12 protein-coding genes are annotated in these 13,323 nt (G+C 72.4%); 7 read left to right on the forward strand and 5 right to left on the reverse strand.

Annotation, left to right across the window (positions count from 1 at the left end):
• Positions 1-2 precede the first annotated feature (2 nt).
• Entirely contained in the window at positions 3-1,040 is a 1,038-nt protein-coding gene (deoC, locus tag AC3ERT_RS04155; protein WP_435172848.1) for a deoxyribose-phosphate aldolase, read from the reverse strand.
• Positions 1,041-1,502: 462 nt separating this feature from the next.
• Here deoC and AC3ERT_RS04160 point away from each other — a divergent pair, with 462 nt between their 5' ends.
• Positions 1,503-2,186, forward strand: coding sequence for a PH domain-containing protein (locus AC3ERT_RS04160; RefSeq protein ID WP_435172710.1), 684 nt, complete (start codon positions 1,503-1,505; stop codon positions 2,184-2,186).
• Positions 2,187-2,235: 49 nt separating this feature from the next.
• Here AC3ERT_RS04160 and AC3ERT_RS04165 read toward each other — a convergent pair whose 3' ends face one another.
• The 3 genes from AC3ERT_RS04165 to AC3ERT_RS04175 all read right to left on the reverse strand — a co-directional run bounded on the left by AC3ERT_RS04165 (position 2,236) and on the right by AC3ERT_RS04175 (position 5,605).
• Positions 2,236-3,918 (reverse strand): phospho-sugar mutase, encoded by a 1,683-nt coding sequence (locus tag AC3ERT_RS04165; RefSeq protein WP_435172711.1) that lies wholly within the window; start codon positions 3,916-3,918, stop codon positions 2,236-2,238.
• A gap of 281 nt (positions 3,919-4,199) precedes the next feature.
• Entirely contained in the window at positions 4,200-5,009 is an 810-nt protein-coding gene (locus AC3ERT_RS04170) for a purine-nucleoside phosphorylase (protein WP_335981724.1), read from the reverse strand.
• A 158-nt stretch (positions 5,010-5,167) separates the two neighbouring features.
• The gene (locus AC3ERT_RS04175) at positions 5,168-5,605 is read right to left on the reverse strand and encodes a gamma-glutamylcyclotransferase family protein (protein ID WP_335981722.1); all 438 of its coding nucleotides are present in this window, start codon (positions 5,603-5,605) and stop codon (positions 5,168-5,170) included.
• A 162-nt stretch (positions 5,606-5,767) separates the two neighbouring features.
• On the opposite strand from AC3ERT_RS04175, the gene AC3ERT_RS04180 reads away from it, so the two are divergent.
• From AC3ERT_RS04180 to AC3ERT_RS04200, 5 genes are all read left to right on the forward strand, one after another.
• Positions 5,768-7,216 (forward strand): NAD(P)H-quinone dehydrogenase, encoded by a 1,449-nt coding sequence (locus AC3ERT_RS04180; RefSeq protein WP_335981721.1) that lies wholly within the window; start codon positions 5,768-5,770, stop codon positions 7,214-7,216.
• A gap of 143 nt (positions 7,217-7,359) precedes the next feature.
• On the forward strand, positions 7,360-7,665 hold the full coding sequence (locus tag AC3ERT_RS04185) for a hypothetical protein (protein ID WP_335981719.1): 306 nt from the start codon (positions 7,360-7,362) through the stop codon (positions 7,663-7,665).
• Positions 7,665-9,170, forward strand: a complete 1,506-nt coding sequence (locus tag AC3ERT_RS04190) for a C2 family cysteine protease (RefSeq protein ID WP_435172713.1) — start codon at positions 7,665-7,667, stop codon at positions 9,168-9,170. The genes AC3ERT_RS04185 and AC3ERT_RS04190 overlap by 1 nt, the downstream gene beginning before the upstream one ends.
• Before the next feature lie 122 nt (positions 9,171-9,292).
• Complete coding sequence (locus AC3ERT_RS04195; RefSeq protein WP_435172715.1) at positions 9,293-9,901, forward strand: hypothetical protein; 609 nt, start codon at positions 9,293-9,295, stop codon at positions 9,899-9,901.
• A gap of 153 nt (positions 9,902-10,054) precedes the next feature.
• Positions 10,055-10,963, forward strand: a complete 909-nt coding sequence (locus AC3ERT_RS04200; protein WP_435172850.1) for a DeoR/GlpR family DNA-binding transcription regulator — start codon at positions 10,055-10,057, stop codon at positions 10,961-10,963.
• 58 nt (positions 10,964-11,021) lie between these two features.
• Here AC3ERT_RS04200 and AC3ERT_RS04205 read toward each other — a convergent pair whose 3' ends face one another.
• Positions 11,022-11,585: a TetR/AcrR family transcriptional regulator gene (locus tag AC3ERT_RS04205; protein ID WP_435172716.1), complete on the reverse strand. Its 564-nt coding sequence runs from the start codon at positions 11,583-11,585 to the stop codon at positions 11,022-11,024.
• Between the two features lie 130 nt (positions 11,586-11,715).
• On the opposite strand from AC3ERT_RS04205, the gene AC3ERT_RS04210 reads away from it, so the two are divergent.
• On the forward strand, positions 11,716-13,245 hold the full coding sequence (locus AC3ERT_RS04210; RefSeq protein WP_435172718.1) for an MFS transporter: 1,530 nt from the start codon (positions 11,716-11,718) through the stop codon (positions 13,243-13,245).
• Positions 13,246-13,323: the final 78 nt, after the last annotated feature.

Below are 13,323 nucleotides of genomic sequence, written 5' to 3' on the forward strand. Positions count from 1 at the left end.
GATCAGTCCACCGTGACGTAGTCGGGACCGGAGTACCGGCCGGTGCTGAGCTTCTGCCGCTGCATCAGCAGGTCGTTGAGGAGGCTGGAGGCGCCGAAGCGGAACCACTGCGGCGACAGCCAGTCGTCGCCCAGGGTCTCGTTCACCATCACCAGGTACTTCACCGCGTCCTTCGCGGTACGGATGCCGCCGGCCGGCTTCACCCCGATCTGCACGCCGGTCGCGCGGCGGAAGTCGCGGACCGCCTCCAGCATCACCAGGGTGTTCGCCGGGGTGGCGTTCACCCCGACCTTGCCGGTCGAGGTCTTGATGAAGTCCGCGCCCGCGAGCATCGCCAGCCACGAGCAGCGGCGGATGTTGTCGTACGTCGACAGCTCGCCGTTCTCGAAGATCACCTTCAGGTGGGCGCGGGTGCCGTCGGGGCGGACACAGGCCGCCCGCACCTCCCGGATCTCCTCGAAGACGTCCAGGTAGCGGCCGGACAGGAACGCGCCGCGGTCGATCACCATGTCGATCTCGTCCGCGCCCGCCGCGACCGCCTCCGCGGTGTCCGCGAGCTTCACGCGGCGCGCGGCCCGGCCGGAGGGGAACGCGGTCGCCACCGCGGCGACGTGCACCTGCTCGCCGCCCGCCGCCGCCAGCGCCTCTTTCGCGGTCGCGACCATGTCGCCGTACACGCAGATCGCCGCGACGCGCGGGGCCGTACGGTCGGTGGGGTCCGGGCGGACGCCCTTCGCGCACAGGGCGCGGACCTTGCCGGCCGTGTCCGCGCCTTCCAGCGTGGTCAGGTCGATCATCGAGATCGCCAGGTCGATCGCGTACGCCTTCGCGGTCGTCTTGATCGAGCGCGTACCCAGGGCTGCCGCCCGCGCCTCCAGGCCGACGGCGTCCACGCCGGGCAGTCCGTGCAGGTAGCTGCGCAGGGCCTGGGCGGAAGAGGCGACGTCCGCGAGGCCGGGCACGCCGGGGATGCCGGGGGTGCCGGGCACGCCGACGGCGTCGGCGACGTCGGGAGGGGGCGGGGGAACTTCGGAGGACATGGTCACCACATCACCATATCTACGCGCGTAACAGGTCGGCCAGTCCCCCCGGGGTGCGCGCTTCCCCCGTCCCGGGACCACCCCCCGGCGTCCGGCTGACCGCGCCGTTCCCCGCGCCCCTCGGGCTCTCGCCGTTGTGGTTGTGGCGCGTGCCCGGCGGCGGGCCGGTGACCTGTTGCGCGCGCCGTTCCCCGCGCCCCTTTGGGGCGCGAGCTTCTTTCGCGGGAGGAGCCGAGCATTACCAGGGGCGCGGGGAACTGCGCGACCAGCCCGTGGCGACAGCAAGGCCCCGGCACCCGCATGACGGGGCAGCCTGGAGGGCCCACCCACCGGGAGGTGGTCCCGGCACTCACCGGGCGGGGCAGCCGGGAGGGTCAGGGGCACCCACCCACCGCAAGGTCCCGCAGCCCCGCGGACGGGGCAGACCGGGGGGTCCGGCGCGCCGTGAGGCAGAATCGGGGGATGACGAGCTCGAAGAAGGACCGCTCGGGTCCGGCCGCGGCCGGGGACGGGCAGCCGAAGTACGCCGACCGCGCCTACCGCTCGGTCGCGGGGGTCGTGGGCGGTGTGCTGCTGCTCGTCCTGGTGGGGTGGATCGGGGGCGACGCGGTCGCCCGCGGCACCGGCCACACCCCGTGGCTCGCGCTCGCCGCGATGCTCTGCGCGGTCCCCCTGATCGTGGCGTTCACCCTGCGCCCGGTGGTCTACGCCAACGACGACCGCATCCGGGTGCGCAACCCCTTCCGTACGATCACGGTGCCGTGGCCCGGCGTGGAGAGCATCCGCTCCGGCTACTCGACGGAGATGCTGGCCGGCGGCCGCAAGTTCCAGCTCTGGGCGATCCCGGTGTCGGTGCGGGCCCGCAAGAGCGCGGCCAAGCAGACCGAGCGGGCCCAGTCCGGGGGCGGCCGCCGCGACCCGTTCGGCCCGATCCCGCGCCGCCGCCCGGGGCAACCGGACGCCGACGGCACCGTACGGGCGCCGTCCGACCGCGCGGTGTACGAACTGCGCGAACTGGCCGACCGCCACGAGGTGCGGCCGGGCGAGGAGGAGCAGGCGCACCCGGTGATCCGCTGGTGCTACGAGGTCATCGCGCCATCGGTGGCCGGCGCGATCGTGCTGGCGGTGCTGGCGGCCACCGCCTGAGACAGCCGCCTGAACGGGACCGGTACCTCCCGTTCCCCCGTACGCCGGTTCAGATGCCCGCCGCGGCCGCCAGGTCGCGCTTGAGGGCGGTGAGCAGGCCGGCCGCGGCGGCGCGGGCCGCGGGCAGGGCCGCGGCGGCGGCGACCGGCACCACCACCTCCAGGTAGCACTTGAGCTTCGGCTCGGTGCCGCTGGGCCGGACCACCACCCGGGCACCGTCCACCCCGGGCCCGGCCAGGCGGTAGCGCAGGCCGTCGGTGGGCGGCAACTCCGCCGACCCGGCGGCCAGGTCGTCGACGCCGGTGACGTCCAGCCCCGCGAGGGAGGCCGGGGGGTGCGCCCGCAGGCGCTCCATGGCCGCGCCGATCAGCGACAGGTCCGCGACCCGCGCGGAGAGCTGGTCGGTGGCGTGCAGCCCGTGCTCGAGGGCGAGCTCGTCGAGCAGGTCGCCGAGCGTATGGGCCTCCCGCTTCAGGTCGGCGGCGAGTTCGGCGACCATCAGCGCCGCGGTGATCCCGTCCTTGTCGCGCACCCCCGCCGGGTCGACGCAGTAGCCGAGCGCCTCCTCGTAGCCGTAGCGCAGGCCCGGCACGCGGGAGATCCACTTGAAACCGGTGAGGGTGTCGGCGTAGCCGAGGCCGGCGCGGGCGGCGATCTTCGACAGCAGCGACGAGGAGACGATGCTCGCCGCGAAGGTGTCCCGGCCCGGTACAGCCACCTCGCGCCGCACCAGGTGGACCGCGAGCAGCACACCCAGCTCGTCGCCGCGCAGCATCCGCCAGCCGCCGGGCGCGTTCGGGTCCGGTACGGCCGCCGCGCAGCGGTCCGCGTCCGGGTCGTTGGCGATCACCAGGTCCGGGCCGTGCGCGCGGGCGGCCTCGAACGCGAGGTCCATCGCACCGGGTTCCTCGGGGTTGGGGAACGCCACCGTCGGGAAGTCCGGGTCGGGCTCCGCCTGCCGCGGCACCACCGCGGGCGCGGGGAAGCCGGCCCGGTCGAACGCGGCGCGCAGCGTCTCCAGGCCGACCCCGTGCATCGGCGTGTACACGGTGGACACCTCGCGCGGGCCGCCCGGCGCGACGACCCCCACCGCGCGCTCCAGGTACGCCGCCACGACCTCCTCGCCCAGCACGGTCCAGCCGTCCTCGGGGGTCGGCACCGTCTTCAACGGGCCCACCGCCGCGATCCGCGCGGCGATCTCCGCGTCCGCGGGCGGCACGATCTGCGAGCCGTCGCCGAGGTACACCTTGTAGCCGTTGTCCTGCGGCGGGTTGTGGCTCGCGGTGACCATCACGCCCGCGGCGGCGCCGAGATGGCGGATCGCGAACGCCAGGACCGGGGTCGGCAGCGGGCGCGGCAGCACCGCCGCGGGCAGACCCGCACCCGTCAGCACCGCCGCGGTGTCCCGGGCGAAGCGCTCCGACCTGTGCCGTGCGTCGTACCCGATCACGACCAGGCCGCCGCCCGGGTGGTCCGGGAACGCGTCCTTCACGTACGCGGCCAGGCCGGCCGCGGCGCGCATCACCACCACCCGGTTCATCCGCATCGGGCCCGCGCCCATCGCCCCGCGCAGCCCGGCGGTACCGAACTCCAGGGTCCCCCGGAAACGGTCCGCCACATCCGCCCGGGCCTCCTCGTCGCCCTCCGCCGCGGCCCCTACCAGAGCCTCCAGCTCAGCGCGGGTTTCGGGGTCGGGGTCCTCAGCGATCCACTGCGTGGGCTCCAGCCGCACCGTCGGTTCACCTTCTTCCGGTCTCGCCTGCCCTCAATCGCCGGGCGGGCTCGGGGTTTGTGCGGGTTGTGCTGTCTGCCTGCCCTCAATCGCCGGGCGGGCTCGGTGTTTGCGCGGGTTGTGCCGTCTGCCTGCCCTCAAACGCCGGGCGGGCTTGTTTGTGGCGGGTACCGATGATCAGCCTGCCCGGCGTTTGAGGGCAGACATGCGGGTCTGGGCGAGCCAATTCAGCCCGCCCGGCGTTTGAGGGCAAAGGGGCGGGCGGGCGGGATGGGCACCGTTCAGAGGCGGCCCAGCACCTCGCAGAGGAGCGCCCCCATGCGCGTCGCGGAAACCCTCCCCGCCTCGAGGACCTCCTCGTGGTTGAGGGGCGCCCCGGTCATCCCGGCCGCGAGGTTGGTGACGAGGGAGATCCCGAGCACCTCGGCCCCCGCCTCGCGCGCAGCGATCGCCTCGAGGGCGGTGGACATCCCGACGAGGTCCCCGCCTATCGCCCGCACCATCCCGATCTCGGCGGGCGTCTCGTAGTGCGGCCCGGGCAGTTGGACGTAGACGCCTTCCTCCAGGGTGGGGTCGACCTCGCGGCACAGCGTCCGCAGCCGCGGCGAGTAGAGGTCGGTGAGGTCGACGAAGCGCGGCCCGCGCAGGGGCGAGGTGGCGGTGAGGTTGATGTGGTCGCTGATGAGGACGGGCTGCCCGGGGAGGAAGCCGGGGCGCAGCCCCCCGCAGCCGTTGGTGAGGACGATGGTCTTGCAGCCGGCGGCGACGGCGGTGCGGACGCCGTGGACGACGGTGTCGACGCCGCGCCCTTCGTAGAGGTGGGTGCGGCCGAGGTAGACGAGGGCGCGCACCGCGCCGATCCGTACCGAGCGGACCTGTCCGGAGTGCCCGGCGACGGCGGGCTCGGGGAAGCCGGGCAGATCGGTGACCGGTACCTCGTGGTCGGGGGCGCCGAGTGCGTCGGCGGCGGGCACCCAGCCCGAGCCCATGACGAGGGCCACGTCGTGTGTGTCGGCGCCGGTCAGCTCGCGGAGGCGGGCGGCGGCGGCCTCGGCCGCGGCGTAGGGATCGGGTTCTGGGGAAGCGTTCACGCGGATGAGAGTAACCCGTGTTTCCCTACGCGCGTAGACGCCGCGAAGACCTGGTGGTGGGAAATCGGATCTTCCGACCATCTACGAGGGGGTCGGCGCTCGTCCACCCGGGTGGGCGGGGCCGTGCGGGCCGCCTCAGCGGGGCCGCTTGCGCCGCCTCAGCAGGGCCGCTTGCGCAGCTCCATCACGTAGTCGTGGGGCGCCCCGGCGGACTCGGCGGCGTCGGCGATCTCGCCGAGGTAGCGGGCGGAGGGCAGGCCGCCCTCGTAGTCGTTGAGGACGTACAGCCAGGCCGCCACGTCGCCGTCGAGGGTGTGGACCCGCAGGGTCGTGCGCCGGTAGATGCCCAGGGGCACGCCCTCCCAGCGGTCCATCGACTCCTCGTCCACCTCGGCGATGTCGTAGAGCCCGACGAAGACCTGTTCCTCGGGTGCCTCCACGAGCGTGGCCAGCGCGCCCTCCCAGCCCATCTGCTCGCCGCCGAACGTCAGCCGCCACCCGTCGAGCCAGCCGGTGCCGCGCAGCGGGGAGTGCGGGGCGCGGCGCGTCATCAGCCGCGCGTCGAGGTTGCCGGCGTAGGCGGCGTAGAGCGACATGGACACGAGAGTACGGGAGCGGGGTTCACCCGGCGTAAGGAGCGGAAGGCGGGTCGGCGGCAGGTCAGGGGCGGGGTGCGCGCTCTTTCCGCGATCGCTTCCGCGCGCCCTTCCGCCGTACGGGCGGGACCCTGGCGGCGGTCGCTTGGCACGTGCGGGACAATGGGGTACGTGACTCGGATCGTGATCATCGGTGGCGGACCCGGCGGCTACGAGGCCGCGCTCGTTGCGGCGCAGCTCGGCGCGGAGGTGACCGTCGTGGATACCGACGGGCTGGGCGGTGCGTCGGTGCTGACCGACTGCGTGCCGTCCAAGACGCTCATCGCCACGGCCGAGGTGATGACGACCTTCGACTCCTCCTACGAGGAGCTGGGCATCATCGTCGGCGACGACGCGCCGCCGCTGGAACGTTCCGGCAGGGTGGTCGGGGTGGACCTCGGCAAGGTCAACCGCCGGGTGAAGCGGCTCGCGCTCGCCCAGTCGCATGACATCACCGCGGCCGTGACCCGGGCCGGCGCCCGGGTGATGCGCGGCCGGGGCCGGCTGGAGGGGTGCCAGACCGCCGGGGGCACCCGGTGCGTCGTGGTCGAGGCGGCCGACGGCAGCACCGAGCGGCTGACCGCGGAGGCGGTGCTGATCGCGACCGGCGCGCGCCCGCGCGAGCTGCCGGACGCGCTGCCCGACGGCGAGCGCATCCTGAACTGGACGCAGGTCTACAACCTCGACGAGCTGCCGGAGGAGCTGGTCGTGGTCGGCTCCGGCGTCACCGGCGCGGAGTTCGCCGGCGCGTACCAGGCGCTCGGCGCGCGCGTCACCCTCGTCTCCTCCCGGGACCGGGTGCTGCCGGGCGAGGACCCGGACGCGGCGGCAGTCCTGGAGGACGTCTTCCGCCGCCGCGGCATGAACGTGATGGCGCGCTCCCGGGCGCAGTCGGTGAAGCGGGTCGGCGACCGGGTCGAGGTCGCGCTCGCCGACGGCCGGGTGATCGAGGGCACGCACTGCCTGATGGCGGTCGGCGCGATCCCCAACACCGGCGGGATGGGCCTGGAGGAGGCGGGCGTCAAGCTCACCGACGCCGGCCACATCAAGACGGACAAGGTCTCCCGCACCAGCGCCCCCGGCGTCTACGCGGCCGGCGACGTCACCGGTGTCTTCGCGCTCGCGTCGGTCGCCGCGATGCAGGGCCGGATCGCGATGTACCACTTTCTCGGCGACGCGGTGGCCCCGCTCAACCTCAAGACCGTCTCCTCCAACGTCTTCACCGACCCGGAGATCGCCACCGTCGGCTACTCCCAGGCGGACATCGACGCCAAGCGGATCGAGGCGAACGTCGTCAAGCTGCCGCTGCTGCGCAACCCGCGGGCGAAGATGCAGGGCGTCCGCGACGGCTTCGTCAAGATCTTCTGCCGCCCCGGGACCGGGATCGTGGTCGGCGGCGTGGTGGTCGCGCCCAAGGCCAGCGAGCTGATCCACCCCATCTCGATCGCGGTCGACAACAGCCTGACCGTCGAGCAGATCGCGAACGCCTTCACCGTCTACCCCTCGCTGTCCGGCTCGATCGCCGAAGTCGCCCGCCAACTCCACACCCGCAAGGTCAACCACGCCAACTGACGCCCCGCCCCCGGCCGGTGATCACTGGTTGTCACCGGACGGTCACGGTCGTTGCGGTTCCGTAACGCCCGGTCTGTCCGCCCTCCATCCGCGTCCCCCGCCCCCTACGGTGGCACCACTTTGTGTCCATCGGGGGGTGCCACATGGGACGAGCGCCGGACGAACCGGGCGAGACGCCCGCTCAGAAGAAGCAGCGAGCGAACGACTTACGCGACTGCGCGCGCGACGCCCGCACGATCGCGGGCTCTCTGGGGCCGTATCTGGACAGTGCGGTCGCCCAGGCCAACTCCGGGATCTGGAAAGGCCCGTACGCCGAGACGACGACCGCGATGCTCGGCTCGCGCAAGTCCACACTCCACCAGATGGCGTCCGACCTCGTCGCCGACGCCAAGCGCTGGGAGAACGCGGCCCAGACGTTGGAGGACGAGGCCGCGAAGGGGGCGCACTGATGGAGTTCGCCGGCTTCGACACCGACAAGATCGCCACGCTGGCCGGGGACCTGCAGAAGGCGAGCGAGGGCGCGGGTGGGCTGCACCGCAGGACCGCCGCCCTGCTCACGCGTGCCGACGAACTGCTCGACGGCAGCACACCGGTCACCACCAGTTCCCTGCTCCAGCCGCTCGTCGGCGACCTGATGGGAGGGATCTTCTTCGGCAACTACCGCTGCCTGCCCGGCACTCTGGTCCGCGAGCTCGACGGCACCCAGGCGTCGATGAAGCGCCGCAACGCCCAGCTCACCGGAGTGAAGGCCCTCGTCGACGGCGGCTACCACATCGACCCCTCGCTCTACTTCGACGACGAGACGGCGCCGGACCAGAAGAAGATCAACGCCGCGATGAGCGACCTCGCGAAGCTCAACGGCAAGGACGCCGGGGACACCGCCGGCCGCTCGGACCTGGAGCGGATCAAGGGCGACCTGGACGGGCTCACCCCGGCGGAACTCGACGCCTTCCTGGACAAGGTCCCGGCCGGCGACCTCGCCCACTTCAACACCGTCGCCGCCCACACCGGCAGCAGCGGCATCTGGCCTTTCGACCACGACAACGGCCTGCCCGCCGGCGAGTACCGCGACCTCACCAGTTCGCTGCTGGCCAAGGCGGGGCCCACGCACTGGCCCAAGATCGAGGCGGCCTTCCCGGTGCAGCCGGGATTCGACACGACGGATGCCTGGCTGGAGGGCCAGAACTCCCAGCGGGGCGAGGGCGTACCGGACATGCACTACGGCATGCCGACGGACCCGCTGTTCAAGAACCCCGGGACCGTCGATGCCTCCGGGGTGTCACAGGGCCAGATCGCCGACTGCTGGTACATGGCGTCGCTGGAGGCGACCGCCCAGGCCGACCCGAAGTTCATCGCCGACGGCATCAAGCGGAATCCCAACGGCACGGTGAACGTGCGGATCTGGGACAAGAGCGGCAAGATGCACTGGGTGACGGTCACACCGGACATCCCGATGGACGGCAACGACGTCCCCGTGTCCGCCTACGGCACCGGAGAGAGCTGGCCGGCCTACTACGAGAAGGCGTTCGCCCTGATGTACGCGGGCGACAAGGGCGGCGCCCCGGACGGCCACGAGGACGACCCGCTCTACGACCGCACGGAGCAGGGCGACTACGGCGCCACCGAGTGGGACGAGACCGACAAGGCGCCGCCCTATGTCACCGGCGACAAGTCGAAGTCGATCGATGGCGGCTTCGACGGGGTCAAGAAGGCGTACCAGTCGAGCCATCCGGTGATCGTCGCCACGCCGTCCGACGCCGACCTGAAGTCGAAGGGCCTCGATCCCCACTGGAACGACAAGTACGTGACGCGGCACGTCTTCTATGTGAAGGGCTTCGACGGCGACGGCAACATGATCCTGGGCAACCCCTGGGGGCCGGACCGCGACATCACCGTCACGCCGCAGCAGTACCACGACTACTTCACCGCTCCGCAGCGGCTGTCGGTGGGCTGATGGACGTGTCGAGGAAGCGGGCCCGGGCGGTGGGGGCCGGTATCTGCCTCCTGGCTGCGGCCGCGTGCGGCAACTCGGGTACGACAGCCGGGCATCCACCGAGCCCTTCCGTCTCCGCGTCCATGGACCCGGGGCCGGAGTGCGCGGGGCGGAAAGCGGCGCAGGGGCTGCACGTCCTGCTCCACGCCAGGGCCGCCCTGCCCGGCGGCACGGAAGTGGCCTACGACGCGGCGCACGCGGACGGCACCAGCCGCACCGCGGAGCTGGCAACCGGTTCCATCCGGCACACGGTGAAGGTCGCACAGCACGTCACCCTCGCCGGGCATGTGTACACCGTCGCGGAGATCTGCACCTACCGCGTCGTTCTGACCGGCCCGGGGCTGCACGCTCCGGCCGAGACGGGAGGGAAGATGTCCGACTGGCCCACCACCCGCGCGGGTGTGCTGTCGTTGCTCTGGCACGTGCCGGTCAACTCGCGGGACGACAGCGGCGTCGACAAGTCCATCGTGGTGACCGACATCGCCGCGGACCCGCCGCGGTGCGACATCAGCACGGTGATGGGCAAGGAGGGCGGAGGCACGTTCCGCGACGTGCCGGTCGGCGGTACCGTCGAGTTCGCGGGGCGGCTGTGGCAGGTGCAGTCCATCGACCTGGGGAACATGGACGTCGCCATCGACTCCAGCAGCTTCGCGCCCGGAGCGGTGCGCCTGAAGGACCTCGGGCGCGCCTAGGGTGGGAAGGGAACGTGCGGTCGAGGTATAGCACTTGGCGGTCTGTTTTGTGAACGACTTCCATCAACGGGCGCAAAACGCTGAAACCGTCCGGTCGTTGGCATTACTGTCGGTTCTGTGTTCGCTGCAGAACGTCGTCAGTTGATTCTGGAAATGGTGCGGGCCAACGGAGCGGTGTCGCTCCGGGAGCTCGCCCGGGTCGTCCAGACGTCCGAAGTGACCGTGCGCAGGGACGTGCGGGCGCTGGAGGCGGAAGGACTCTTGGACCGCCGGCATGGCGGTGCGGTGTTGCCGGGTGGCTTCAGCAGGGAGTCCGGCTTCCCGCAGAAATCCCATCTAGCGACCGCGGAGAAGACGGCCATCGCCGATCTCGCGGCCGGCCTCGTCGGGGAGGGCGAGGCGATCGTGGTCGGTGCGGGCACCACCACGCAGGAACTGGCCAGACGGCTGGCCCGGGTGCCCGGGCTGACCGTGGTGACCAACTCCCTGCTGGTGGCCCAGGCGCTGGCGCACGCCAACCGTGTCGAGGTGGTGATGACCGGGGGCACCCTGCGCGGCTCGAACTACGGGCTGGTCGGCAGCGGCGCCGAGCAGTCGCTGCAAGGGCTGCGGGTGTCCCGGGCGTTTCTGTCCGGCGCGGGGCTGACCGCCGAACGCGGGCTGTCGACGTCCAACATGCTCTCCGCGAGCGTGGACCGGGCGCTGGTGCAGGCCGCGGCGGAGGTGGTGGTGCTCGCCGACCACACGAAGCTCGGTACGGACACGATGTTCCAGACCGTGCCGACCGACCAGATCACCCATCTCGTCACCGACGACTCCGAGCCGGACGACGAGCGGGCGGGTACCGAACTCCAGGCGCTGGCCGACCGCGGTGTGCAGGTGACCGTGGCACCGGTGCCGGGTGCGGGCGCGGCGGCCGCCTCGGCCGCCACCGCCGAGACGCTCGCCTCCGGACGGGGGCTGCCCGGGCCTCGACGGCACCACCCGCTGCGCGGCGCCCCGCCGTTGGGCTCGGCGGGCGAGGGCTCGGCGGCCCGCCTGGCGGACGTCCGCCGCCGCTGAACGCGAGCGGCCGGCTCCCCGGGGAAGCGCCCCCGGGGAGCCGCCGCCCGGTGGGCGCTCACCGCTGGAGTTCCGGTGCCGGCTGCCGGACCCGGATGCCCTCCATCATCAGCGTCATGAGCCGCTTGAACACCCCGTGCTCCGAGGGGTCCTTCTCGGCCGCCTGCACCACCGCGTAGGTGAGTTTCAGCAGGTCGCCGATCTGGATGTCCGCCCGGACGTCGCCCTCCTGCTGGGCGCGGGTCAGCAGGACCAAACCCGCCTCGCGCATCCGCACCTTGCAGGCGGGCATCTGCGTGTCCGACGCCTCGCCGATGGCGGCGGCCATGCCGCGGTAGAGGGTGGAATGCGTCGCGATCGCGTACAGCCACGTGGTGAGGGCCTCGGTCGGGTCGGCCGCGGTCGCGAGTTCGGCCGCCCGCTCGGACAGCGCGTCGATCTCGCGGTGGAAGACGCCGTTCATCAGGCTGTAGCGGTTGGGGAAGTGGCGGTAGAGGGTGCCGATGCCGACGCCCGCGTGCCGGGCGATGTCCTCCAGTGCGACGTCGGTGCCGTGCACGATGAACGCCTGCCGCGCCTCTTCGAGCAAACGGTCGTAGTTGCGCTGTGCGTCTGCCCGCATCCTGGTCACGCCTCCGTCCCGGAACATCCCGCCGAAATAGATGGTAGTTCCGGTGGTGGTTCCGGAGGAAGTCTCCGTATAGTTTCGGAGACGACCTCCGTTTACTTCCACTGCTGGAGGCTTCCTCGCCATGCCCACGCCCACGACGCGTGACTCCGACGGCTCACCCCGCCCGAGAAGCTCGACCCCTTCGGCCTCTGCCGTCCCTGCGGACCCTGCCACCCCGGCGGCCCCTGCGACCAGTGCGACCCGTCTCCCGGGCGCGGACCGTTCAGCCCGCGGCCGTGCCCATCCGTACCTCGTGCTGGGTGCCATCGTCGGCACCCAGCTGATGATCCTGCTCGACGCGACCGTGGTGAACGTCGCACTCCCCGGTATCGGCTCCCACCTGGGCTTCTCGGCGACCGGCATGTCCTGGGTGCTCAACGTCTACACCCTCGCCTTCGGCGGCCTGCTGCTGCTCGGCAGCCGAATAGGCGACCTGGTCGGACGCCGGACGGCGATGGTCTGGGGCGTCGGCGCCTTCACCGTCGCCTCGATCGCCGGCGGGCTGGCCAACGACGCCACCACCCTGCTGGTCGCCCGCGGCCTCCAGGGCGCGGCCGCCGCGCTCGCCGCACCCAGCACCCTCGCCCTGATCGCGACCTCCTTCGCCGAGGGCACCGAGCGCAACCGGGCGCTGAGCGTGTTCTCCGCGGTCTCCGGCGCGGGCTCGGCGATCGGGCTGACCGCCGGCGGCATCCTCACCGACCTGGGCACCTGGCGCTGGGTGTTCTTCGTCAACGTGCCGGTGGGCGCCGCGATCCTGCTGCTGGCCCCGCGCTTCGTCACGGAGACCGAGCGCCACCGCGGCGGCCGCTTCGACGTCGCGGGCGCCCTGACCGGCACCCTCGGCATGGCCACCCTGGTCTACGGCTTCATCCGGGTGGGCGAGAGCCGCTGGAGCGACGGACGCGCGATCACCTCGTTCGTGGCCGCCGTCGCGCTGCTCGGCGCGTTCCTGGTCAACGAGACGCGGGTGGAGCGGCCGTTGGTGGTGCTGCGGCTGTTCGCCGACCGCAACCGCGCCATCGCCTACGGCGTGATGCTGCTGGTGCCGGCCGGGATGTTCGGCGTCTTCTACTTCACCACCCAGTACCTCCAGACCTACCTGCACTTCAGCCCGTTGCGGACCGGCTTCGCGTTCCTGCCGCTGGCCGGGCTGCTGTTCGTCGCCGCGCGGCTCGCGCCACGCATGATCGGCAGGTTCGGCGCGAAGACGGTGGTGGCCCTCGGGCTGCCGCTCAACCTGGCGGGCACGGTCTGGATCACCCAGCTCAGCAGCTCCGACGGCTACGCGGCCGGGCTGCTCGGCCCGCTGATGCTGATCGGGTTCGGGGTGGGCTGGACGATGATGCCGCTGAACACCTTCATCCTCTCCGGCGTCCAGCCGAAGGAGGCCGGCTCCGCCTCGGGCCTGCTCCAGACGATGCAGCAGGTCGGCGGCAGCCTCGGGCTGTCGGTCCTGGTCACCGTCTTCGGCACGGTCTCCCGGCACACGCACGGCGACGCGTTCATCAGCGGCGCCACGGCCGCGTTCACCCTCGCGGCGGTCTTCGTGGCGGCCGCCCTGGTGATGGTGCTGCTGCTCAAGGCGCCCCCGAAGCCCCGGCTGCGCTGAGCGGCCGCGGAGCCGAGAAGCGGGCGGCGGCCGACCCGAAGGTCGCCCGCCGCCCGCTGCCGCGCCCCGTACGCCGGG

The organism is Actinacidiphila sp. bgisy145, from assembly GCF_057708125.1.

Bases quoted from the DNA above. Each gene is read 5' to 3' on its own strand.
- AC3ERT_RS04195 (WP_435172715.1), top strand. From the start codon at position 9,293: ATGGACCCGGGGCCGGAGTGCGCGGGGCGGAAAGCGGCGCAGGGGCTG.
- AC3ERT_RS04185 (WP_335981719.1), top strand. From the start codon at position 7,360: ATGGGACGAGCGCCGGACGAACCGGGCGAGACGCCCGCTCAGAAGAAG.
- AC3ERT_RS04190 (WP_435172713.1), top strand. From the start codon at position 7,665: ATGGAGTTCGCCGGCTTCGACACCGACAAGATCGCCACGCTGGCCGGG.
- AC3ERT_RS04160 (WP_435172710.1), top strand. From the start codon at position 1,503: ATGACGAGCTCGAAGAAGGACCGCTCGGGTCCGGCCGCGGCCGGGGAC.
- AC3ERT_RS04205 (WP_435172716.1), bottom strand. From the start codon at position 11,585: ATGCGGGCAGACGCACAGCGCAACTACGACCGTTTGCTCGAAGAGGCG.
- AC3ERT_RS04180 (WP_335981721.1), top strand. From the start codon at position 5,768: ATGGGGTACGTGACTCGGATCGTGATCATCGGTGGCGGACCCGGCGGC.
- AC3ERT_RS04175 (WP_335981722.1), bottom strand. From the start codon at position 5,605: ATGTCGCTCTACGCCGCCTACGCCGGCAACCTCGACGCGCGGCTGATG.
- AC3ERT_RS04200 (WP_435172850.1), top strand. From the start codon at position 10,055: ATGGTGCGGGCCAACGGAGCGGTGTCGCTCCGGGAGCTCGCCCGGGTC.
- AC3ERT_RS04210 (WP_435172718.1), top strand. From the start codon at position 11,716: ATGCCCACGCCCACGACGCGTGACTCCGACGGCTCACCCCGCCCGAGA.
- deoC (WP_435172848.1), bottom strand. From the start codon at position 1,040: ATGTCCTCCGAAGTTCCCCCGCCCCCTCCCGACGTCGCCGACGCCGTC.